At 69.6% G+C, this 22,460-nt stretch carries 16 protein-coding genes and 1 pseudogene; 9 read left to right on the top strand and 8 right to left on the bottom strand.

Features of this window, described 5'->3' with window-relative positions; all coding sequences use genetic code 11:
* Together ABZ848_RS32500 and ABZ848_RS32495 are read left to right on the top strand one after the other, a co-directional pair.
* Positions 1-894, top strand: a complete 894-nt coding sequence (locus tag ABZ848_RS32500) for a PIG-L family deacetylase (RefSeq protein WP_360837694.1) — start codon at positions 1-3, stop codon at positions 892-894.
* Positions 891-1,943, top strand: a complete 1,053-nt coding sequence (locus tag ABZ848_RS32495) for a glycosyltransferase (RefSeq protein WP_360837693.1) — start codon at positions 891-893, stop codon at positions 1,941-1,943. The genes ABZ848_RS32500 and ABZ848_RS32495 overlap by 4 nt, the downstream gene beginning before the upstream one ends.
* Before the next feature lie 5 nt (positions 1,944-1,948).
* Here the strand turns inward: ABZ848_RS32495 and ABZ848_RS32490 are convergent, their stop codons facing one another.
* Positions 1,949-2,989: a phosphotransferase gene (locus tag ABZ848_RS32490; protein WP_360837691.1), complete on the bottom strand. Its 1,041-nt coding sequence runs from the start codon at positions 2,987-2,989 to the stop codon at positions 1,949-1,951.
* Between the two features lie 1,465 nt (positions 2,990-4,454).
* Between ABZ848_RS32490 and ABZ848_RS32485 the strand changes: the two genes are divergently transcribed.
* The 4 genes from ABZ848_RS32485 to ABZ848_RS32470 all read left to right on the top strand — a co-directional run bounded on the left by ABZ848_RS32485 (position 4,455) and on the right by ABZ848_RS32470 (position 8,510).
* Positions 4,455-5,597, top strand: a complete 1,143-nt coding sequence (locus tag ABZ848_RS32485; RefSeq protein ID WP_360837689.1) for a site-specific integrase — start codon at positions 4,455-4,457, stop codon at positions 5,595-5,597.
* A gap of 20 nt (positions 5,598-5,617) precedes the next feature.
* Complete coding sequence (gene pcaC / locus ABZ848_RS32480) at positions 5,618-6,931, top strand: 4-carboxymuconolactone decarboxylase (protein ID WP_360837687.1); 1,314 nt, start codon at positions 5,618-5,620, stop codon at positions 6,929-6,931.
* Positions 6,932-7,025: 94 nt separating this feature from the next.
* Positions 7,026-7,661, top strand: coding sequence for an MBL fold metallo-hydrolase (locus tag ABZ848_RS32475; protein ID WP_360837685.1), 636 nt, complete (start codon positions 7,026-7,028; stop codon positions 7,659-7,661).
* 69 nt (positions 7,662-7,730) lie between these two features.
* Positions 7,731-8,510, top strand: coding sequence for an exodeoxyribonuclease III (locus ABZ848_RS32470; RefSeq protein ID WP_360837683.1), 780 nt, complete (start codon positions 7,731-7,733; stop codon positions 8,508-8,510).
* A gap of 3 nt (positions 8,511-8,513) precedes the next feature.
* Here ABZ848_RS32470 and ABZ848_RS32465 read toward each other — a convergent pair whose 3' ends face one another.
* The 4 genes and pseudogenes from ABZ848_RS32465 to ABZ848_RS32450 all read right to left on the bottom strand — a co-directional run.
* The gene (locus ABZ848_RS32465; protein ID WP_360837730.1) at positions 8,514-10,217 is read right to left on the bottom strand and encodes an SGNH/GDSL hydrolase family protein; all 1,704 of its coding nucleotides are present in this window, start codon (positions 10,215-10,217) and stop codon (positions 8,514-8,516) included.
* 154 nt (positions 10,218-10,371) lie between these two features.
* The gene (gene fdxA, locus ABZ848_RS32460) at positions 10,372-10,692 is read right to left on the bottom strand and encodes a ferredoxin (RefSeq protein WP_360837681.1); all 321 of its coding nucleotides are present in this window, start codon (positions 10,690-10,692) and stop codon (positions 10,372-10,374) included.
* The gene (locus ABZ848_RS32455) at positions 10,689-11,753 is read right to left on the bottom strand and encodes a 2-oxoacid:ferredoxin oxidoreductase subunit beta (protein ID WP_360837679.1); all 1,065 of its coding nucleotides are present in this window, start codon (positions 11,751-11,753) and stop codon (positions 10,689-10,691) included. Before ABZ848_RS32455 ends, fdxA begins: the two co-directional genes overlap by 4 nt.
* Positions 11,743-13,584: pseudogene (locus ABZ848_RS32450) on the bottom strand (2-oxoacid:acceptor oxidoreductase subunit alpha); the annotation flags it as partial. The gene ABZ848_RS32455 and the pseudogene ABZ848_RS32450, both read right to left, overlap by 11 nt.
* A 313-nt stretch (positions 13,585-13,897) precedes the next feature.
* Here ABZ848_RS32450 and ABZ848_RS32445 point away from each other — a divergent pair.
* From ABZ848_RS32445 to ABZ848_RS32435, 3 genes are all read left to right on the top strand, one after another.
* On the top strand, positions 13,898-14,494 hold the full coding sequence (locus tag ABZ848_RS32445) for a TetR/AcrR family transcriptional regulator (protein ID WP_360837677.1): 597 nt from the start codon (positions 13,898-13,900) through the stop codon (positions 14,492-14,494).
* 290 nt (positions 14,495-14,784) lie between these two features.
* Complete coding sequence (locus tag ABZ848_RS32440) at positions 14,785-16,533, top strand: MFS transporter (protein ID WP_360837676.1); 1,749 nt, start codon at positions 14,785-14,787, stop codon at positions 16,531-16,533.
* Between the two features lie 116 nt (positions 16,534-16,649).
* On the top strand, positions 16,650-17,822 hold the full coding sequence (locus ABZ848_RS32435) for a hypothetical protein (protein ID WP_360837675.1): 1,173 nt from the start codon (positions 16,650-16,652) through the stop codon (positions 17,820-17,822).
* Here the strand turns inward: ABZ848_RS32435 and ABZ848_RS32430 are convergent.
* The 3 genes from ABZ848_RS32430 to ABZ848_RS32420 form a co-directional block, all read right to left on the bottom strand.
* Entirely contained in the window at positions 17,745-18,431 is a 687-nt protein-coding gene (locus ABZ848_RS32430) for a TetR family transcriptional regulator (protein WP_360837673.1), read from the bottom strand. The two genes, ABZ848_RS32435 and ABZ848_RS32430, sit on opposite strands and share 78 nt — an antisense overlap.
* A 292-nt stretch (positions 18,432-18,723) precedes the next feature.
* Positions 18,724-20,757, bottom strand: coding sequence for an FAD-dependent monooxygenase (locus ABZ848_RS32425; RefSeq protein ID WP_360837671.1), 2,034 nt, complete (start codon positions 20,755-20,757; stop codon positions 18,724-18,726).
* A gap of 20 nt (positions 20,758-20,777) precedes the next feature.
* Positions 20,778-22,445: an NAD(P)/FAD-dependent oxidoreductase gene (locus tag ABZ848_RS32420; RefSeq protein ID WP_360837670.1), complete on the bottom strand. Its 1,668-nt coding sequence runs from the start codon at positions 22,443-22,445 to the stop codon at positions 20,778-20,780.
* Between the last annotated feature and the right edge of the window lie 15 nt (positions 22,446-22,460).

Raw genomic sequence — 22,460 nt, 5'->3', positions numbered from 1 at the left:
ATGCCCCCGATCAACCTTCCCGAGCCGGATGCCGACGGCATCTACACGTTTCCCGAAGCCCTGCTCGACGCTCACAGGAGCCATCAGCAGGTGCTGGATGCCCAGCTCTGTGGCGGCGACACCTCGGTCATCGACGTCACCGCGCCGTACACCGGTCAGCGGTTCGTGATCCAACGGCCCGCGCAGGCCCCCCGGCCGCTCGTCGTCATCGAACCGCATCATGACGACCTCGCCCTGTCGGCGAGCGGCATGCTCCTCTCCCAGTCCCGGCCGATGACCGTCATCACCGTGTTCACCCGCTCCAACACGGTGCACCGCACCGCCCGGCAGCGGTACCCGGACGAGTCCGCCGTATCGACGCTGCGGGCGATCGAAGCCAGGGAAGCCCTCCGGGTCTTCTCCGCCAGGCGGGTTCTGCTCGGCCATCCGGACGCGCGTCCTCCGTACCGCCCGTACGATCCGGCGCTCCTCGACAAGGTCGTCCAAGACCTGGAGAACGCCCTGTCGCACCTGCCGGATGCCGAACTCCTCGCTCCCGCCGCGGTCACGCGTCACCCTGATCATCTGCTCGTGCACGAGGCGGCCAGGCGGCTGGGGTGCCGCTGGTTCTGGGAGGACGTCGCGTTCTGGTCCACCTACGGCCTGTCCGTGGACGACCGGCAGTTGTTCAGGGAACGTGTCGGCGACAGCCTCACCGAGGAGAGGTACGACATCACCCCGGTGCTGCTCGACAAGTTCACGCTGCTTCGGCTGCATGCCTCCCAGCTACAGCCCGATGCCGCGCTGTACCGGCCGCTGCGCTACGCCTGGACGGTCGCCGCACCACTGCGGCAGCGCAGCGGTCAGGCTCGGTTCGCCGAGCGGTTCTTCCGATCGGGGGCATCGCGACGATGACGCAGCGCACTGTGGTGTTCGTCTGGCGACGTGTCCCTCCGCCGTTCCTCATCGGTGGCGCGGAGGTATCTCAGCAGCTCCTCGCCGAGGAGTTCGCCGCTGCCGGCTGGAACACGGTGTACCTGGCCAGCCATGAGCCTCCGTGGAGTGAGAGCTCGGATTTGCCGTCCATACTTCGCCACCTCACCGACGCCGGCGTCCCCTACCTCTGCTCCGAGGCGAAGGATGAGGTCACCTACACGTGGAACGGCGTCCTCGTCCGAGCTCTGCCTCGCGGTCGGATCGTCGCCGAGTTGGAGCACACACTTGACGCCCTGTCCCCTCAACTGGTGATCACCTCGCAGGAAGGGTCTGCCGAGCTCGCACGCCTGGCGCGGGAACGGACCACGGTGGCCGGCTGGCTGCATTCGGTGTCGAAGACCGGCCTGCACGTCCTGGACGGCGCCCCGCACCACGCCTTGGCGACGTCGCGGTTCGTTCTCGGCCGCGCCCACGGCGCGCAAAACTGCGTGCTGTTCTACCCGCCCTTCGCCGCTCCGGAAGTATCACCACGTCCTCGTGACCGTGATCTGCTCATGGTCAATCCCGTTCCGGCCAAGGGCTCCGAGCTTCTGCATCAACTCATTGCGCTGCTGCCGGAGCGGCACTTCACCCTGGTCGAAGGCTGGTGGGACACCTCCGCTGAGTTCGCGCAACACTCCAACGTCACCTACGTGCCGCGCACGTACGACATGGGCAGCCTCTATGCCCGGCACCAGTTGCTGCTCGTGCCGTCGCTCGTCGACGACGCGTTTCCTCGGGTCATCGTGGAAGCCGGGCTCGTTGGGCTCCCTGCCCTCGGTGTCCGACGAGGCGGGATACCGGAAGCCGTCGAGCATCAGGAGCTATTGGCGGGCGCGGAAGCCACGCCGGAAACCTGGGCCACGCATATCCGCACCCTCACGCGCCCTCGACTCGAAGCTCTGGGCCGGCACGCCTACTGTCGGGCCGAGCGGCTGTTGCGTCCGTGCCTGCCGGAACTCGCGGACGCCGGTGTGATCCGCTCGTGAACTGCCTATCGCGCTGGGTTGCCGAGGAACGCGGAGCGGACAGCATCCCGATCCTGGGTCCACCAAGCGATAAGCCGCTCACCGGATTCCCACAGCGCATCGGCGCCAAAGTCGCTCTTGTCGTAGTGGAACTGAAGCTGCCAGTAGTCCGTCATCCGCTTCCACCACAGTCGCTCAATCGCGTCCACGAGGTCTTCGTCAGCCAGGTTCTGCTGCGAGCGGTATCCGGCAACGAACGCAGCCACCAGTTGGAGATCAAGGTGCCCGGCGGCGGTTCCGAACTGGACTTGTGCCGTGCGGACGACCTCTTCCCCGTAGGGGCGAATGCCCAAGCGGTCCCAGTCGATGACGGCTGCGACCGCCTCGTGGCGCCACAGCAGGTTCAAGGGCTGGAAGTCGCCATGGGTCCAGCCCCACGGCCCACGCGGCCACTCGTCGGCCGGACGCTGTTCAGCGTGCTCTGCGATGAGCTTCGTGCGCTGTTTCAACGCGCGCTCCGTCGCCTGGTCGAACGCACCAGGTGTGTCCAGCTGTGCGATCAGCCGAAGAAACCGCTCGGCTTCGGCCAGCGCTGCCTCGGGTGCCGTGACTTTGGCCCGGGGCCGCTCCCCGACCTCTCCCAGAGGGAGGGCAGGGTCGGCGAGACCTCGATGAATGCGCCCAAGCAGCACGCCGAGCGATGTGGCCTCGCTCTCCTGAAGCTCGGCTCCCGGCCGGTGCTCGCCTTCCACCCACGGAAGCAGGCAGTAACTCCGCTCGCCGACGGTAACGACCGGTTCACCTGCCAGGCTCAGGTACGGGGCACATACGGGGAGCCCGGTGGCTTCCAGTTCGCCAAGGACGGCGAGACTGCGTCGCAGCTTGTCGACCGGAGTGTTGACGACTTCCTTGAGGGCGAACGTGCCCTTGTCGGTGGTGATCCTCCAGTTTCGGTTCAGCAGGCCCTCGGCGAGATACCGCCCCGAGTACACGGTGCCGAGCCCGTAGGCGTCCGCCACCACAGGCAAGTTGTCCGTCGAGGGCAGGTCGAATCCTTCACCAGTCACGCCATGAGGTTACCGATCCACCAACTACAGCACGGCATCTTCTGGCGAGGCGGGCAGGACTCAAGCAGCCGTCGGTCCGATTGGCACTCCTCCGTCGCCCCAACCGGTCCAGTCCCCATTCGTCACATCGGCGTCAAGCTCGGCGTTTCGATCACTTCAAAGCGATCTGCGGGCCCGTTCCTGCTGTCCTCGAAGGTTCGGTGCCCGACAGTTCTAGGTCGGCGAACGTATGGAAGCGAGCGCGTTCGAATCCCGTGACAGGTCGTTATGCCGGGCAGCGCCGAGCCATCCAGGTAGGTCACCGACCCGCCACCATCACGTTCGAAGGCGTGCATGGGCGGAACCCGCTGGCAGGCGCGAGTTTCGGGCCGATGTGCCGGCGCCTTCCCACCGTGCTTGGGCAGGTCGCGCGGATGGCCTGGTCCGTCGACGGGACCGGCGTGGTCCTGCTTCGCCTGCAGGTGCTCGCCGGCACCGTGGCCGCCGTCGTCCTCGCCTTCACCTCCCAGGCGATGACCGTCTGCATGCTGCCCTGCCCGCCCTGGTCGTGGTCACGATCTCTGCGGGCATGGGCCGGTTCAACAGTGCCCTGTCCTCCTACGCCGACGGTCGGAGCACCCACCGGGTGATGACAGTGGCGGACATCGCCCTCGTCGCGCCGTGTGCCGCGTGGAGGCTACAGCCCGTACGACACTGCGGCGGTCTGCCCCTCGCTCAGACGAAGCCACCACCGGTTGTCGCTGCGAACGAGCCGCGCAGTTCACAGACGTGATCGTCCGCCGGCCACCTTCAGCTCATGGCAGACGAGGAAGTGCCCCAACGGACTGGAACCTCCGTCAGGATCATGCCAACGTACAACTACCCGGAAACGCCAGGTCAGAGAAGGACGTGGGGCCCACATGCTGCGCCGGGCAGATGCGCCCAGTCCACAGCTCTCGCTACTCGGCCTTATGACGGAGTACTGCCCCAAGGAGGCCCACCTGCTGAATCCTGCGCTCCGATCTGCTGGCTTCGGAACCCATCCTGATAACGCTGTGAACCCGTTGGCTGTCCGGGTGCCGGATGGCTATGTCGTGGAGTCTGTGCCGCTGTACCTCTGTGTCTGAGCGGCGAGACTGGCCGCTGAGGGCTCGCGGCCATGCGGATAGCGCCGAGACCAAGAGAGGGCCTCTCGTATCTGTGCCCATGGCCTGCCAATGTCCTCCGCTCGCGCCACCTGGCCCTGGCCAAGGTGGAAAAGATGGAGGTGAGGCAGGATGCCGGATCGCAGTGCGATCTATAGCAGACGATCCCCGGTTACCGAAACCGGGGATCGTGCGGAGCATTGATCGTGTTCGCTTAGCGCCGTTAACCGAGCGACGCATTTTAAATGAGGTTCTGTCCCGAGCTTAGGAAGTGATCAATCCTGTCCATTCCGATAAAGAAGCTGCCCCCCAACGCCAAGGGTGTGGTCCGGTACCGATTCGTGATCGATGTAGGGGTCAACCCTGCCACTGGGAAGCGTAAGCAGCTTACCCGCACCTTCGACACGCTGAAGGAAGCGAAGGCCGAGTATGCGCGGATTAGTAACCGTCGCCATGAAGGGACGTTTATACCTCCCAACAAGCTCACCGTGGATGACTGGCTTGACCAGTGGCTGGCCATGAAGGCTGAAGACCTGGAAGAGACCACTATCTACAACTACCAGGTGACCCTGGACCGGTGCCGGGGGATGCTCGGGCACGTTCGCCTTCAGGAGCTCACTGAAGACGATGTGGCGCAGTGGATGAAGTGGGCTCTGGCTCATGGCCGCGTTCGGGGCGGCAAGGCTGGTACTCCGCTCAGTGTCACGAGTGTGGACATGACGCTGGCTCGTCTGAAAGAAGCGCTGAATCGTGCGGTGACGCGCAGGTTGGTGACCATCAATGTCGCCCAACACGTCAGCATCCCGCGTAAAGCCCGGAAGGAGGAGCGGAAGACGAAGAGGGAGCTCAAGCCGTGGGATGTGAAGGAGGTACAGACGTTCGTCCAGGGCATCCGGGAAGACCGACTCTACGCTCCGCTCTTGCTATGCCTTATGGGACTGAGGCCGGCTGAAGTCTGTGGACTCCGTTGGGAGGACATCGACCTTGAAGCAGGGACTCTCTTGGTCGCCAACACCCGGACGATGATGGGCAACAGGACGGTAGTGGAGAAGGACACCAAGTCCATGGCGGGTGAACGCGGTCTCCCTCTGCCTGCTCCTGTGTGGAGTGCCCTGAAGAGCTACAAGGCCCTCCAGGCGAAGGAGAAGCTGGCTCTGGGGGAGGCGTACACGGATTCCCCGTATGTCGTAGTGGACGAGGGTGGTGAGCCCCGGAACATCAAGCAGATCCGCCGCCGGGCATACCGGATTATGGAGCTCCTGCAGCTTCGCAGGGTGCGTCTGTACGATGCACGCGCATCCTGCCTCACGTACCTGGCCAACAACGCAGTGCCGGACCACATCCTTGCCCGGTGGGCCGGACACACGAACGTGGCCACTACGAAGCGGTGGTATGTGAAACCAGATGTAGAGGATCTTCGCGAAGCCGCCACAACGTGGGATGGCTTGCACGGGGATGGCACCCAGGTACGTGAGAAATCGTGAGATGTGGGAGCGTGAGCCGGGTGAGTGAGAGTACGTCCAACATCCTGCAATACCGCTTTGACGGGCCAGAAGACGCACCTGTCCTGATCTTGGGACCGTCCCTTGGTACTACATGGCACATGTGGGATCGGCAGGTGCCCGAGCTGATCAAGCAGTGGCGCGTCTTCCGGTTCGACCTGCCCGGACATGGCGGTGCCCCCGCCTACCCCGCGGGCTCCGTCGGCGACCTCGCCGCCCGCCTCCTGGTCACCCTCGACTCGCTCGGCGTGCAGCGCTTCGGCTACGCGGGCTGTGCGCTCGGCGGCGCGATCGGCGTCGAGCTCGCGCTGCGCCACCCGGAGCGGCTCGCCTCGCTCGCGGTGATCTCCGCCTCACCCCGGTTCGGGACGGCGGACGAGTTCCGGCAGCGCGGAGTGATCGTGCGTACGAACGGGCTCGACCCGATCGCCCGTACGTCCCCCGATCGCTGGTTCACCACCGGGTTCGCCGCCGCGCAGCCCGCGATCACCGACTGGGCCGTGCAGATGGTGCGCACCACCGACCCCGGCTGCTACATCAGCGCGTGCGAGGCGCTGGCCACCTTCGACGTGCGGGCCGACCTCGGCAGCGTCGGCGTACCGACGCTCGTCCTGGTCGGCTCGGACGACAAGGTCACCGGCCCCGCCGAGGCACGCACCCTGGTCGCCGGCATCCCCGACGCCCGCCTCGCCGTCGTCCCCGGCGCCTCCCACCTGGTGCCGGTCGAGCAGCCGGCCGCTGTGACCGACCTGCTGGTACGGCACTTCTCCACGGCTTGGCAGCCGGGCTACGTGGAGTCCTCCACGGGCCAGATCGCCATCCCCGCGGCGCCGGTGAAGCCGGTCCTCGCCGCCGCGCCCCAGCAGCCTCCGCAGTCCGTGCCGATCGCCGAGATCGCGCCTGCTGTCGTCGTGCCCCCGCAGACCAACGGGCGGCCCGACCCGTACGACGCCGGCATCAAGGTCCGCCGCGAGGTGCTCGGCGACGCGCATGTCGACCGGGCGCTGGCGCAGGCCGACGAGTTCTCCGGGGACTTCCAGGAGTTCATCACCCGCTACGCCTGGGGCGAGATCTGGGACCGGCCCGGCCTCGACCGCCGTTCGCGCAGCTGCGTCACGCTCACCGCCCTGGTCGCGGGCGGCCACCTGGAGGAGCTCGCCTTCCATGTGCGCGCCGCCCTGCGCAACGGTCTGACCCCGGTGGAGATCAAGGAGGTGCTGCTGCAGGCGGCCGTCTACTGCGGCGTACCGGCGGCGAACAGCGCGTTCAAGGTGGCCCAGCAGGTCATAAAGGAGGAGACCACCCCCGTGGAGTGACCCGGGCTCGCCGCGAGAGGTGATCTTCAGGCTGGTGGCGAGAGCACCGGGCTGCGCCGCCCCGGAGCGGGCGGAACGCGGCAGGATGGGAGTCATGAAGCTCACGAAGAAGTCCCACTCGTGCGTACGCCTCGAGAAGGACGGGCGGACGCTCGTCCTGGACCCGGGCGGGTTCAGCGAGGAGGACGCCGCGATCGGCGCGGACGCGATCCTCGTCACGCACGAGCACCCCGATCACTTCAACGAGGAGCGGCTGCGGGCGGCCATGGAGGCCGACCCCGCCACCGAGATCTGGACCCTCGCCTCCGTGGCGGAGCAGATCGCCGCCGCCTTCCCGGGCCGCGTGCACACCGTCGGCCACGGCGACACCTTCACCGCGGCCGGCTTCGACGTCCAGGTTCACGGCGAACTGCACGCCGTCATCCACCCGGACATCCCGCGCATCACCAACGTCGGCTACCTGATCGACGGCGGCAAGCTCTTCCACCCCGGCGACGCCCTCACCGTCCCCGACCACCCCGTCGAGACGCTGATGCTTCCGGTGCAGGCCCCCTGGAGCAAGATCTCCGAGGTCATCGACTACGTCCGCGAGCTCAAGCCGCAACGCGCGTACGACATCCACGACGCCCTGCTCACCGATCTCGCCCGCCCCGTCTACGACCGCCAGATCGGCGCGTTGGGCGGCGCCGAGCACCTGCGGCTCGCGCCGGGCGACTCCGCGGAGGTCTGAGCGCCTGTCCCTGCTGCCCGACCGGGCGGGGCGAGGGCGTTGTCAGTCCTGCCCGGTAGGTTGTGAGGCATGCGCATCGCGACCTGGAACGTGAACTCGATCACCGCCCGCCTGCCCAGGCTCCTGGCCTGGCTGGAGAGCAGCGGCACCGACGTGCTGTGCCTGCAGGAGGCCAAGCTCGCCGAGGAGCAGTTCCCGTACGACGAGCTGCGCGCGGCGGGCTACGAGGCGGCGGTGAACGCGACCGGCCGGTGGAACGGCGTGGCGGTCATGTCCCGGCTCGGCCTGGAGGACGTCGTCAAGGGCCTGCCCGGCGACCCCGGTTACGACGGCGCGGAGGAGCCCCGGGCCATCTCGGCGACCTGCGGCCCGGTCCGCGTCTGGTCGGTGTACGTCCCGAACGGCCGTGAGGTGGACCACCCCCACTATGCCTACAAGCTCCAGTGGTTCGAGGCTCTGAAGGCGGCCATCGCCGGAGACGCGCAGGGCAGCCGCCCCTTCGCGGTCCTCGGCGACTACAACGTGGCGCCGACGGACGAGGACGTCTTCGACGTGGCCGCCTTCGAGGGCCTCACCCACGTCACCCCGGCCGAGCGCGCCGCCCTGGCCGCCCTGCGCGAGGCGGGCCTGTCCGACGTGGTCCCGCGCCCCCTCAAGTACGACCGCCCGTACACGTACTGGGACTACCGCCAGCTCGCCTTCCCCAAGAACCGCGGTATGCGCATCGACCTGGTGTACGCCAACGAGCCCTTCACCAAGGCCGTCACGGACGCGTACGTGGACCGGGAGGAGCGCAAGGGCAAGGGCGCCTCGGACCATGCGCCGGTGGTGGTGGACCTGGACGTCTGACGCCTACAGCAGCTTCAGTTCGACGGACTGGGCGAGCGCGGCCAGCCCTGCGTCCCCCGGGTGGAGATGGTCCCCGCTGTCGTACGCGGGCAGCATGCGCGTCGGCAGGGCGGGGTCGCGGATCACCGCGTCGAAATCCAGCACGCCGTCGAACAGGTCCGTGGTGCGGAGCCAGTCGTTGACGGCGGTCCGTTCGGCGTCCACCTCGGCCGTGCAGCCCGCCCGGCCCCCGCAGGGAAGGATCGTCGCCGCCAGTGCACGCAGCCCCCGCGCGTGGGCCCGGTCCGCGAGCTCCCGCAGCCCGGCGGTCACCTGCCCGGCGGTGGCCTTCGCGAGCAGGTCGTTGATCCCCTCGAAGACGATCACGCTGCGGACCGAGGGCTGCGCGAGGACGTCCCGGTCGAACCGGTGCAGGGCGCTCACGCCCGCCGAGTCCGTCGAGACCCCGTCGCCGGGATAGCGGTCGGAGACGACACGGTTGCCGGAGATCCCCTGGTTCAGCACCCCGTAGTGCGGGACCACGTCCTGCTCCGCCAGCCGTGCGGCCAGCACATCGGGCCAGCGCCGGTTGGCGTCCGTCGTGGACCGGTCGCCGTCGGTGATCGAGTCCCCGAGCGCCACCACGGACCCCGGCCCGCCGGTCACGTCCACACCCGTCAGCAGCGGCCAGTTCGTCAGGACCCTCGGATAAGCCGTCGCGGAGTCGTCAGCCGTATGGTCGCCGGGTTCGCTCAGATACGACCGCTGCACGGCCAGTCGGTGCACGGGCGCCGCCGTCACCAGCTCCGGCAGATGAAAGCTGACCAGGAGATTGGCGTGGGCGGGCACCGCGAAGTCCAGCGGATCGCTGAACGCCTGCGCCCCCGCCGGGATCTCGACGCCGCCCGCACCCGAGAAGGACACCGGCACCGGCGCCTCCACCGGCGTCGCCCCCGCCCGCTGCACCGCCACCGTCGCGCTCCCGATCCGCACCGGCGCCGCAGCGAAGGTGTTGTCGAACCCCAGCCGCACCCGCGGCCCGCCGACCGAGGTGTGCACCACCAGCCGCAGGGTCCGGTCGCTCCACGGCCCGACCGCCGGGTAGCCGGACGTCGAAGTGCCCCAACTCCCGCTCCAGCCCCGGCCCGAGGCCCGAACCGCCAGGGCGAACACATGCAGCCCGGCCGCCCGCGGCAGCCGCACCGAGGCGACCTCACGCTCCGCCGCCAGCGGCACCGTGACGACGTACAACCGCGCCTGCTCGGCGAGTTGGCCGACAGGCTCGTTCACATGCGGCAGCGCGACCGCCTTCGTGGCGAGCGGGCCGGTACGCCAGTCGGGGGCGGTGATCCGGTACGAGGAGCGGCTGCCGTTCCGGTACGACACCGAGCCCGTGCCGGTGACGTCGCTGCCGCTCGTGCCGGACACCAGGAAGGCGAGGGCGTCACCGCGGCCGCCGACGCGCACGGTCTGTCCGGAGGCCCGGACGTTGTCCGGCTCGCCCGGCTGCCGGTCCGGCCAGGTCAACCGGGCGCCCTGGACGGTGAGTTCCCGTCCCGGTGTCCAGCCGGCGGCCGCCAGGTCCCGCGCCGACAGCGAGGCACCGGAGCCGTCGAAGTCCGCGGCGGCCGGAAGTGCGTCGTCGCTGACGGCGCTGTTGTCGAAGAGCCGCTCCAGCGGGAGCGGCTCCCTCGTCCGCGCGGCCTGCGCGGGCACCGCCACCGCCACCGCGGTGAGCAGCGCGCCCGCGACCACGGACACGCGTCGTCCCCAGGGCCGTACCCGCACGTCGTGTCTCCCTTCCCACCGCGGAAACTGACGTGCCGACAGTAAGCACAGGTCACGGGGGAGCGCAGGAGACACTCAGGCCAACCGGAGCCGCTCAGCCGGTGGACACGGGCTGCCCGGCGACCACGGGGTGGTCCTCGTCCACCGGGCCGTGGCCGCTCGCCCCGCCCGGCGAGCCCAGCTCGGCGAAGAACTCGGTCTCCGCCGCCCGGAAGGCCGACCACTCCTCGGGGACGTCGTCCTCGAAGTAGATCGCCTCGACCGGGCAGACCGGCTCGCAGGCGCCGCAGTCGACGCACTCCTCCGGGTTGATGTACATCTTGCGCGGCCCCTCGTAGATGCAGTCCACGGGGCACTCGTCGACACAGGCCTTGTCCTTGATGTCGACGCAGGGCTGGGCGATGACGTACGTCATGAGGAACTCTCCACGGTCCAGGTGTCGTTGCCGGCGAGGAGGGCGGCCAGATCGCCCTTCCCGTTCTGTTCGATCGCGGTGTCGAGCTGGTCGGCCAGCTGCCTGTCGTAGACCGGCCGGTCGACGGCGCGGAAGACGCCGATCGGGGTGTGGTGCAGGGTGTGCGGGTCGGCGAGGCGGGAGAGGGCGAAGGCGGTGGTGGGGGAGGGGGAGTGGGCGTCGTGGACCACGATGTCCGCCGCGTTGTCGTCGGTCACCTCGACCACCTTCAGATCGCCGGTGGCCCGGTCGCGGACCACACCGCGGGTGCCGCCGAAACGGATGGGCTGCCCGTGCGCCAGACGGATGACCTGGTCCTGCTGTCCCGTTTTTGAATCGGAGGGCGTCTTGAGGACCTCGTAGGCGCCGTCGTTGAAGATGTTGCAGTTCTGGTAGATCTCGATCAGCGCCGTGCCGCGGTGGGCGGCGGCCTGGCGCAGGACCTCGGTGAGGTGCTTGCGGTCGGAGTCGATGGTCCGCGCCACGAAGGAGGCCTCCGCGCCGATGGCGAGGGACACCGGGTTGAAGGGGGCGTCCAGGGAGCCCATCGGCGTCGACTTGGTGATCTTGCCGACCTCGGACGTCGGGCTGTACTGGCCCTTGGTCAGGCCGTAGATCCGGTTGTTGAAGAGGAGGATCTTGAGGTTGACGTTCCGGCGCAGGGCGTGGATCAGGTGGTTGCCGCCGATCGACAGCGCGTCGCCGTCGCCGGTGACGACCCACACGCTCAAGTCCCGCCGGGAGGAGGCCAGTCCGGTGGCGATGGCGGGTGCGCGGCCGTGGATGGAGTGCATGCCGTACGTGTTCATGTAGTACGGGAAGCGGGAGGAGCAGCCGATGCCCGAGACGAAGACGATGTTCTCCTTGGCCAGGCCGAGTTCCGGCATGAAGCCCTGGACGGCCGCGAGGATCGCGTAGTCACCGCAGCCGGGGCACCAGCGCACTTCCTGGTCGGACTTGAAGTCCCTTGCCGTCAGGGCGAGTTCGCTCCTCGGGATCAGGGGGATTGCCTCAGTGGGCATGGACGGCCTCCTTCAGAGCCTGCGCGAGCTGTTCCGCCTTGAACGGCATGCCGTTGACCTGCGTGTGGGACTCGGCGTCGATCGCGAACTCGGCCCGGATCAGCCGGGCCAGCTGGCCGAGGTTCATCTCGGGGATCAGCACGCGCTCGTAGGAGCGCAGGACGCCACCGAGGTTCCGCGGGAACGGGTTGAGGTGCCGGAGATGGGCCTGCGCGACGGAATCGCCGGCCGCGCGCAGCCGCCGTACCGCCGCCGTGATCGGTCCGTAGGTCGAACCCCAGCCCAGGATCAGGGTGTTGGCGCCGCTCGGGTCGTCGACTTCGAGATCGGGTACGTCGATGCCGTCGATCTTGGCCTGGCGGGTGCGGACCATGAAGTCGTGGTTGGCGGGGTCGTAGGAGATGTTGCCGGTGCCGTCCTGCTTCTCGATGCCGCCGACGCGGTGTTCGAGGCCGGGGGTGCCCGGGACGGCCCAGGGGCGGGCGAGGGTGTGCGGGTCGCGCTTGTAGGGCCAGAAGACCTCGGTGCCGTCGGCCAGGGTGTGGTTCGGTCCCTGCGCGAACTGCACGGTCAGGTCCGGGAGTTCGTCGAGGGACGGGACGCGCCAGGGCTCGGAGCCGTTCGCGAGATAGCCGTCGGAGAGGAGGAAGACGGGCGTGCGGTACGTCAGCGCGATGCGCGCCGCCTCCAGGGCCGCGTCGAAGCAGTCGGCGGAGGTGCGCGGGGCGACGACGGGGACCGGGGCCTCGCCGTTGCGGCCGTACATCGCCTGCATGAGGTCGGCCTGCTCGGTCTTGGTCGGCAGGCCGGTCGACGGGCCGCCGCGCTGGATGTCGACTATGAGCAGCGGGAGTTCGAGCGACACGGCGAGGCCGATGGTCTCCTGCTTGATGGTGACGCCCGGGCCCGAGGTCGTGGTGACCGCGAGCGAGCCGCCGAAGGCAGCGCCGAGCGCGGCACCCACCGCGGCGATCTCGTCCTCGGCCTGGAAGGTCCGTACGCCGAAGTTCTTGTGCTTCGACAGCTCGTGCAGGATGTCCGAGGCCGGGGTGATCGGGTACGAGCCCAGGAACAGCGGCAGATCCGCCTGGCGGGAGGCGGCGACCAGGCCGTACGCCAGGGCGAGGTTGCCGGAGATGTTGCGGTAGACGCCCGGCGGGAACGCCTTCGAGGCCGGTGCCACCTCGTACGAGACCGCGAAGTCCTCCGTCGTCTCCCCGAAGTTCCAACCCGCCCTGAACGCCGCCAGGTTCGCCTCGGCGATCTGCGGCTTCTTGGCGAACTTGGCCCGCAGGAACCTCTCCGTGCCCTCCGTCGGCCGGTGGTACATCCAGCTCAGCAGCCCCAGCGCGAACATGTTCTTGCTGCGCTCGGCCTCCTTGCGGGACAGGTCGAAGTCCTTGAGCGCCTCGACCGTCAGTGTCGTCAGCGGGACGGCGTGCACATGGTGGGCGTCGAGGGAGCCGTCCTCCAGCGGGGAGGCCTCGTAGCCGACCTTCTGCAGGGCCCGCTTGGTGAACTCGTCGGTGTTGACGATGACTTCGCCGCCGCGCGGGAGGTCGGCGATGTTGGCCTTGAGGGCCGCCGGGTTCATGGCGACCAGGACGTTCGGCGCGTCGCCCGGGGTGAGGATGTCGTGGTCGGCGAAGTGCAGCTGGAAGGACGAGACGCCCGGCAGGGTGCCTGCGGGGGCGCGGATCTCGGCGGGGAAGTTCGGCAGCGTCGCCAGGTCGTTCCCGAACGACGCCGTCTCCGAGGTGAACAGATCGCCTGTCAGCTGCATGCCGTCGCCGGAGTCGCCCGAGAAGCGAATGACGACCCGGTCGAGCTGCTCTGTTTGATACGTCACCGGCAAGTGCCTCTCCCTGGGCGGAAATGCGCGTGTCGCACGGACGGGCTCGGGTGTGGGCCCGGCGCCCCGCCGTGAGCGTAAGCTCAACAAACGATGATTTCAATGGGCGTTGAATTGAGTCGGCGGTCACCTGTGAAGCTCGATCCGCCCTCTGGCCTGCACTTTGACGCGGCGTCACCAGGTCGTCACCGAGAAGCTTTGACCTGAGAAATCACGGACCGTAGACTTCACGCCAACATGAATTAGTGTCGCGCGTCCTACGGGGGACTCGGGATCGAGAGGAAGTGCCGCCGTGGCAAAGGCTAGAGGCGCGTCCGGAACCCGCCACGCGATCATGCGCTCCGCGGCGGATCTCTTCGCGGAACTCGGCTTCGGCAACACCTCGATGCGTGCCGTGGCCGCGGACGCCGGATGTGATCCGGCCCTGGTCACGCACTACTTCGCTTCGAAGGAGGCGCTTTATCGAGCTGTCGTCGAAGAGACGGTCCGGCCGGCCGAGGTGATCCGCGAGGCCCTGGAGCGGGGTGACATGGGTGCGGCGGAGTGGCTGCTGAGGCATGCCGTCGCCGACTGGAACGACCCGGTGCAGCGCCGGCGCATCCTCGGAGTGCTCCGTTCTGCTTCGGATCTGCCCGCGGCGAGGGAGCGTTTGAGCCAGTCTCTGCTGTCCGAGGGGGTCGCGGACGGCGGGCCGGACGAGGTCAGGGTGTGGCTGATCAGCAGCCTGTTCATCGGTGTGATGACTTCCCGTCATATGGGGTTGCTGCCACCCGAGTTGGCGGAGGCGGACGGCGGCGACGAGCTCGTGCACGCCCTGACCCCGGTGGTCGCCTCCTACCTGGCTGTCGCGCGGCACGGTGATGTCGACCCCGTGCGCGACGCCTCCTGAACCCCCTGCCGTTCGGCGCCTGTTGACCTCGACGCCCCGCGCTCTTCGCCGGGGCGTCCGCTCTGCCGTGCCCGTTCCTCCCCGCAAACGCCCCGCGGGGCCCGGTCCGTTGCCCTCCGTGCTCGTCGCCGCAGGTCCAACAGCGGTGCCGCTGCGTGTCATTGGGCGGACGGTGGGTGTCCGGATCGCGGTCTCCGCGGTTGCGCCAAAGAATTCAGTACTCGTAGACTTCATTGGAGAGTGAAATATTGAGGGCGCTGTCGGGCAGGCAGTGGACCCAGGGAGGAAACATGGAATCCATCGACACCGGCGTCCAGGCGGCCGCTCCGCCCGGCGCCCCGCCCGCACCGTCCGCCACCGGCAACCCGGCACGCTGGGTGATCCTCGCGGTCACCCTGTCCGCGATCTTCATGCAGATGCTGGACACGACCATCACGATGGTCGCCCTGCCCTCGCTGCAGAGCGATCTCGGCGCGACCTTCGCCGAGATCCAACTGGTCGTCGCCGTCTACTCGTTGGCCTTCGCCTGCACCCTGGTGACCGGCGGCCGGCTCGGTGACATCCACGGCCGCAAGAAGGTCTTCCTCATCGGCATGCTGGGCTTCACCATCGCCTCGGCACTGTGCGGCGCGGCCCCCGACTCGACCTTCCTGATCGCCTCGCGGATCCTCCAGGGGATGTGCTCGGGCCTGATGTTCCCCCAGGTCCTGTCCATCATCCAGGTCACCTTCTCGACCCAGGAACGCCCCAAGGCCCTTGCCATGTACGGCGCTTCGGTCGGCCTCGGCACCGTGCTCGGCCCGGTCCTCGGCGGCTGGCTGATCGACCTGGACATCCTGGGCACCGACTGGCGGGCGATCTTCTACGTCAACCTGCCCATCGGCCTGATCGCGCTGTGCCTCGGCATGGCGAAGATCCCCGAGTCCTCGGCGCCGGGCGCGCAGCGGCTCGACGTGACCGGCGCGGTCATCCTCACCGCCGGTCTGTTCAGCCTGATCCTGCCGCTGGTCATCGGCCGTGAGCACGACTGGCCGGGCTGGAGCCTGGTGCTGCTTGTGCTCAGTCCGCTGCTGCTCGCCGAGTTCTTCGTCTACGAGAACAAGCTGACGAAACTCGTCGACCGCTCACCACTCGTGCCCACCGGGCTGTTCCGGGAGCGGTCGTTCACCGTCGGGCTCATCATCAGCGTCGTCTTCTTCGCGGGCATCCCGTCGTTCTTCATGACGTTCTTCATGAGCCTGCAGATCGGCTTCAACTACACGCCCATCTCCGCCGGTCTGGTCAGCCTCGGCTTCGCCGCGCTGATCGCGGTGGGCTCGGCGCGGTCGGCCGCGGTGGTCAAGAAGCTCGGCACCAAGACGCTCGCGCTGGGCACCGGGCTGCTCCTGATCGGCATGGCGGGCGTGATCGGCACCCTGCACTGGGCCGGCTCCGACCTGCACGGCTACCAGCTGATCCCCTCCCTGATGGTGGCCGGCCTCGGCGGCGGGTTCTTCCTCGCCCCGTGCACCGGCATCATCCTGGCGGGTATCCGCTCCAGCAACGCCGGTTCCGCGTCCGGCATGCTCGCCACCGTCCAGCAGGTCGGCATCGCCATCGGCATCGCGGTCGCGGGCATCCTCTTCTACGGGCTGCTCGGCACGAACGCCGACGAGGCCAGCTCCTCGGCCGTGCCGCAGCTGCGCTCCGACCTCGCGGCCGCGGGAGTCGCCGAGGCGCAGCAGGCGCAGATCAGCACGGCCTTCACGACCTGCTTCCACGACAAGATGAACCAGAAGGACCTCACCGAGACGCCGGCCAGCTGCGCCAAGATCCAGACGGAGATGGCGAACAGCCCGCTGCCGCAGGAGGTCAAGCAGAAGGTGAGGTCGGCGGTCCTCGGCACGGCTCTGCCCGAGGCGCGCAAGGCCAACTTCAGCGACAGCTTCGAACAGGTCGTGTACTGGCAGATCGGCTGCTTCGGCCTGTCCTGCCTGCTGGTGCTCGCCCTGCCGCGGATCCGCCCCGAGGACGTCCAGGACGTGCCGGGCGGAGCGTGAGCCGCGAATCACCCCCCTCCGGGCCGGGGTACCGCGCCGTTCGACGCGGCACCCCGGCCCGGTCGTTTCCCCTCAACTCCCCTCAACTGCCGTGCCCCGCAGGGCGAAAGGACTTCGTGAGCACCGTGTTTCCGGTACTGGCGCTCGGTGCGGGTTCGGCCCTCGTGTACGCCGCTGCGGCCGTCGCGCAACGGGCGGCGGCCGTGCGCAGCGCCGGGCCGGGCGGCCGGCCCCTCGGGCGCTCGGCCGCGTGGTGGATCTCCGTCCTGCTCAACGCGCTGGGCGCGCTGCTGCACACCGCGGGTCTGCGCTACGGCTCACTGGTCGCCGTACAGATGCTCGGCGTCCTCACCCTGGTCGCGGCACCGCTGCTGTCGTCCCTGGTCCTCGGGCGCCGGATGACCGCCGCGCAGTGGTCGGGCACGGCGCTGACGGTCACCGGCGTGGCCGGAATGCTGGCGCTGATCCCGGCGACGGGCACGAGCCGCGCGCTGGACGGGGCGGAACTGGCTCAGGTGGCGGGCCTGGCCGCCGTGGCGCTCGGCATGCCGGTTGCGATGGCGGCCGCGGCCCGCCGCGCGTCGACTGCCAGCCTGGCGTACGCGGCCGCCGCTGGGGTTGCCTTCGCCGCCGCCTCCGCTCTCGCCCAGACGGCGGTACTGGAGCTGACCGGCGGGGGACTTGGCCGACCCGGCCCCGCGATCCTGGTCACCGTCGGCGTTCTCCTCCTCGCGCCGGCCGGGCTCCTGCTCTGCCAACTCGCCTACCGCACCGGCCTGGAGGCCCCGCTCGCCACCGTCACACTGGTCAACCCGGTGTTCGCCGCGGTGATCGGGGCCGTCGTCCTGGGCGACCGCTATCCGACAGGCGCACCCACAGTCGTCGCCGGCGTTGCTGCCGCGCTCGCCGCCGGGCGAGGGGTGTTCGTCCTTGCGCGGGCCGAAGGCGCGGGCGGGCGGGGGGAGATGAGGGGCAGGAGCAGTGGCGGCGAGCGGGAGGAGGCGTGGGCCGGACAGAGCCGCGGTGCGCAGGGAGAGGAACGCGCCGGGCGCGGTGCCGACGCGTGGAGTGAGTCGCCGGCCGGGCGCGGGCCCGACGCATGGAGTGAGCCGCCAGCCGGACGCGGCGCCGAGGTGCGCGAGCACGAGCAGGCCGCGCCCGGTCTCGCCGCACGCCGGGAAGGCGTCCCGGTGTCCGCCGCCCCCCACCCCCTACCGCTGCACCACCCGCTCGAAGTGGACCTCGATGGCAGGGGCGAGCCAGTCCATGAGTTCCTCGAAGTCGAGTGAGGCGAGGGGTTCCACGGCGAGGACGTAGCGGAGCATCACCAGGCCCGCGAGCTGTGCGGAGACCAGGGACGTGAACGCCGGTGTGCGCTCGGTGTGTTCGGGGACGATCCGGCGCAGGCAGGCCTCGAAGGCGGCCTCGATCTGGTCGCGGAAGGTCTTCGCCGTCGCCTCGTCCGACAGGCTCGTCCGGTATACGGCGACCAGCGCGGGCCGCGTCGACTCGTCCTCCCAGAAGGAGAGGAACGTACGCGCGATCCACTCGCCGCGGTCCTTCAGTCCGGCCTCCACCTCCTCGTCCGTGAGGGAGTCGAAGAGCGCGGACATGTCGATCCGCGAGGAGACCGCGTCCTGGAACAGGCCGTCCTTGTTGTTGAAGAAGTGGTGGATGAGCGCCGGGTCCACCTGGGCCTGCTGCGCGATGCCGCGCATCGTCGTGCCCGAGTACCCCTTGTCGGCGAAGAGCTGGAGCGCGGCGGTGAGGATCTGGTCCCGCGTGCCGCTCTGACCCGGCCGCCGGCCACCACCGCGGGTGGGCCGCTTCGCACGGGCCGGCGCGCCGCGCGGCACGCCGGTGCTGTTCGGGCAGGGGCTTCCGGCTCCGTTGCTCATTGCCCCCTCCGTCGTTAATTCATGTGCTGTGGAAATCAACGTTACCAGCATTCCACATGCGAGGACTCCCCGGTAGGGAGCATTCCGATACGCGTGCGCGGTGTCCAGCCGCGCCCGCGCGCCGGTACGGAGTCTGGCCGGATCCGAACAGGCCACGGCCGAAGGGGAGTCGAACCGGACCCGGCGGCACCGCGAACGGCAGCGGCGAGCCGCCGCCCCGCGCTCATCGCCCGGTGAACACGGGACGGCGGCTCCTTCCCTGCCGCCCTTCAGGGAGTCATCTGCCCGCGGGTCACCGCTCGACGCTGGGCAGGACGGTGGCGCCGGGCGTCAGGACCCGGCGCACCGCGTACGGGGCGCGGCGTTTGGCCCAGAGCAGGACCTTGATCCGCTTGAGCGGCGTGAAGTTGTAGTAGCGGTCGGTCGGGTCGCCGAAGCCGAAGAGCGGCGGGACGAAGGAAGCGCGGCGCAATTGGCCGAAGATCCGCTCGGCCGCGTCGCCGGGCGCGAGCCGCTGGTCGGCGACCTGCCGCAGCAGCCGGTCCGCGTCGTCGAAGAGGGCCACGAACCCGGCGTACACCGGGAACCACAGGCCGGCGCCCCGGTGCCGGCCCACCTCCCGCCACTGCCCGGGGACGCCGGCGCTGGCCAGGGCGTCGTTGCGGGCCCGCTTCAGGGAGAGGGCGGCGAACATCGAGTGCAGCAGCCACACCCGGCAGAAGGCGTTCCAGAGCCGGAAGTCGGTGGTCGCCGTGAGCGCCGTGCCGAGCAGGCGCTCGCTGTGCTCGATCAGGGACGACTGCAGGGCCGCCAGGCCGCCGAAGCGGGCCTCGGACCAGTCGCCGTCCTCGTGTGCCGCGATGAGGTGGGCGGCCGCCGCGTGGACGAGCTCCGCGGTGAGCGTGACGTCACGGGAGAGCGTGAAGTCACAGCGTACGGCTGAGCGGTCGAGGACGACGAAGCCGGGGCCGGTGGTCGCGGTGGCCGCGTACTGCCAGCCCTCCGCGCTCGTCCACGGGCGGACCACCGTAGCCTCCGCGAACTGCCAGGCCAGATCCGGGAATTGGGCGACCAGCTGCTGGAAGTCCTCCTCCGCCGAGGCCGAGCCCTGCGGCCACAGCTTGGTGTCGAGGCTGACCGACACGCTGGTCAGGGCGTCCTCGCCGGTGCGCTCGGCGCCGAACGGCACGAGCTGGATCCAGCCGCCGGGGAAGACGACCTGGGTCGTGCCGCCCGTCCAGGGCGTGCCGCCGGCGCCGGGGTCGACGCGCCGCTCCAGGGGGCGTACGCCCCGCAGGTGGGCGGTGAGCACACGGGAGGAGTGGCGCAGGGGGCGCAAGGGGGTGCCCAGGCGGGTCAGCATCGGGGCGTCGGGGCCGGACATGTCGACGACGAACTCGGCGGCCACGGCGGTGCCGTCGGCGAGCTCGACGGTGAAGTCCCCTGCCTCGCCGCGGACTTCGCTCAGCGTGGGGCGGTTGCGGGGGACCCGTGCCCCGTGGCCGACGGCGACGCGGTGCACCCAGGCGTCCACGTCCGGCCGGTACAGATGGGATTCGCCGTGCTCGCTCGGGACGTTGAACTGGAGCACCTGGTGCGGGCGGACGCGGGCGCCGGGGCGGGCGTACACGAAGCCGATGCTCGACTTGAGCCCCGAGGTACGGCGCACCTGCTCGGGCAGCTGCCCGAAGTGCCCCAGCGCGGCCAGCTCCGGGACGCCGTAGCGGCGCGCGAGCAGTTCGAAGACCTCGGCGGTGTACGGCACGGTCGTCTCACCGGCCGGGATCTCGGAGTCGTGCCGCGAGTCCACGAGCACGACGTCGACCCCGGCGCGGGCGAGGACGGCGGCGAGCATGGCACCGCCGAGGTGGGCACCGAGGACGGCGACCTTGTGGCGGGGGGTGTCCGGGGAGGGGGCGGCCGGTGAGGTGGAGGTGGCGGGGCCGGGCTGTGCCGAGTCGTGGAGCCGGGTGGCGTCCGTGGGCGCGCCCGACGGTTCGTCCGGTTCGTCCGGGAGCGCCGACTCGGCTGCTCCCACGGCATCGGCCCCGTCTAGCCAACTGGCGCTCGCAGCCTTGGAGTTGGCTTCCTCGGTCGGCGCCGCCGTCCCTGACGTCGGTGAGCCGTTCGACGGTTTCTTTCCCGCTGCCGGTACCCGTGCGGTGCCGGCCGTGTCCTTGGCGGGGGCGGGTGTCCGCCGCTCCCGCAGGTCCTTCGGTGTCGCCGGACGGCGCTGCCTTCCGGTGCCGGTTGCCGGGGTCCCGGGCTCGGCCGCCGTCGGCCCGGTCGCCGCCGCGGGCTTCGGTGACGCTTCCTTCTCGGGCATCGTCGGATCCTCCTTCCCGCTCACGCGGGCCTGTGCAGACGGGAGCGCAGGAAGCCGGCCAGGGCACTGGCGACGACCGGGCCCGTGTCGGGGGCCGCCGAGCCGCGTTTGGCCCAGTGCATGGTGCGCAGCATGCGGGGCGGGTTGGGGTTGTAGAAGCGGTTGGCCGGGTCGTGGAGGCCGAAGGGCGGCGGGGCGTAGGCGTCGTCCTGGAGGAGGTCGAAGAGCTCGCCCGTGGCCCGGTCGGGCGTCATCAGGCCCGCCTCGACGTCCCGGCAGGCGGACCAGGCCGCATCGGTGATCTTGTTGAAGCCGACGCTCGCAGGGAAGAGCGCCCCGGGGTGCGGCTGCGCCTCCAACTCCCGCCAGATCATGGGGTCGTTGGTCCGCTGGAAGCGGGTCAGCGCGTCCTGGGCGTTGAGCGTGCCGAGCACGGTGCCCAGCGCCCACATGCGAAACGTCGCGTTCCACATGCCGTAGTCGCGGAAGGAGGTGAAGGAGGAGGCGACGACGTCGTCGTGGGCCCGCACCAGGCCCTGCTGGAGGGTCTCCACGTGGGCGAAGCGCTCCGCCGAGAAGTCGTCGTCCTTGACGGCCTCGATCAGCCGCCAGGCAAGGGAGTTGACCACGTCCGTGGTGTTGGTCAGGCCCCGCGAGTACAGCGCGTCGACGAAGCCCGCGGCGTGCGAGGTCAGGCAGAAGCGGTCGCCCACCACCTGCTTGGACGAGTACTGCAGCCGCCCGGTGGACACCCACGGCCGGGCCGCCTTCGCGTCCTTGAACTGCGGGGCGATGTCCGGGAAGCGCTCCAGGAACCGCGCGAACTCCCGCTCCGGCGGCTCGTCCGTCTTCGGATGCCGGCGCGGGTCCAGGGTCAGACCCACGCTGCACAGCCGGTTGGTCGCGCCCTTGTGGTTGTCGAACGGGATGACCCACACCCAGCCGCCGTCGAAGATGTGGTGCAGCGTGCCCTGGTGCCAGGGGCTCGGGTTGTCGTGCGAGCGGGCGGCGGGGCAGTCGTCGTACGGACGCACCCCGATCATGTGCGTGAAGATGGTGCGCGAGTGGGTGCGCTGCTGCGGGACCTCGTCGCGCAGGCCGAACTTCCTTGCCAGCGGCGAGTTGTGGCCACCGGCGTCCACGATGTAGCGGGCGCGGATGTCCGGTCCGTTCTCCACGGCGAGGGTGACGCCCGAGCCGTCGATGTCGACGTCGCTCACCCGTGTGCCGAGGCGGCCCGTGGAGCCGTACTTCAGCGCCACGTTGTACATGTAGGCGTCGACGTCCTGGCGGAACATGTGCGACTCGGTGGACAGCGCCACCGGGATCACGAACTGGTTGATCTCGTGCGGGTCCTGAGACGCGCCCTCCCGGTGGTAGACGAAGCCGAAGTTGCGCTTCTGGCCTGAGTTGGACGACACCTTGGAGCGCATCGTGGAGAAGTGGCTCAGGTGCGCGATCTCCGGCACCCGGTAGCGGGCGGCGAGAATGCGCAGCATCACCGAGGTGTACGGGATCGTCGACTCGCCCACCGCGAAGCGCGGGTGGGTGCCCGCGTCGATCAGGACGGTCTTCACGCCGTTGCGGGACAGGATGGCGGCGAGTACGGAACCGGCGATGCCGGCGCCCAGGACGGCGACGTCGAAGTCCGCCGGGCCGGACGGTCCGGACGCGGGCAGTGGCTGCATGATGCTCGTTCCTCC

This window comes from Streptomyces sp. NPDC047081 (assembly GCF_040643775.1).
GTDB lineage: Bacteria > Actinomycetota > Actinomycetes > Streptomycetales > Streptomycetaceae > Streptomyces.
This window is presented reverse-complemented; position numbering and strand designations above follow the sequence as displayed.

Excerpts from the sequence above, each read along its gene's own strand:
- ABZ848_RS32500 (WP_360837694.1), top strand. The coding sequence starts at position 1 with ATGCCCCCGATCAACCTTCCCGAGCCGGATGCCGACGGCATCTACACG.
- ABZ848_RS32495 (WP_360837693.1), top strand. The coding sequence starts at position 891 with ATGACGCAGCGCACTGTGGTGTTCGTCTGGCGACGTGTCCCTCCGCCG.
- ABZ848_RS32475 (WP_360837685.1), top strand. The coding sequence starts at position 7,026 with ATGAAGCTCACGAAGAAGTCCCACTCGTGCGTACGCCTCGAGAAGGAC.
- ABZ848_RS32470 (WP_360837683.1), top strand. The coding sequence starts at position 7,731 with ATGCGCATCGCGACCTGGAACGTGAACTCGATCACCGCCCGCCTGCCC.
- fdxA (WP_360837681.1), bottom strand. The coding sequence starts at position 10,692 with ATGACGTACGTCATCGCCCAGCCCTGCGTCGACATCAAGGACAAGGCC.
- ABZ848_RS32455 (WP_360837679.1), bottom strand. The coding sequence starts at position 11,753 with ATGCCCACTGAGGCAATCCCCCTGATCCCGAGGAGCGAACTCGCCCTG.
- ABZ848_RS32440 (WP_360837676.1), top strand. The coding sequence starts at position 14,785 with ATGGAATCCATCGACACCGGCGTCCAGGCGGCCGCTCCGCCCGGCGCC.
- ABZ848_RS32430 (WP_360837673.1), bottom strand. The coding sequence starts at position 18,431 with ATGAGCAACGGAGCCGGAAGCCCCTGCCCGAACAGCACCGGCGTGCCG.
- ABZ848_RS32425 (WP_360837671.1), bottom strand. The coding sequence starts at position 20,757 with ATGCCCGAGAAGGAAGCGTCACCGAAGCCCGCGGCGGCGACCGGGCCG.
- ABZ848_RS32420 (WP_360837670.1), bottom strand. The coding sequence starts at position 22,445 with ATGCAGCCACTGCCCGCGTCCGGACCGTCCGGCCCGGCGGACTTCGAC.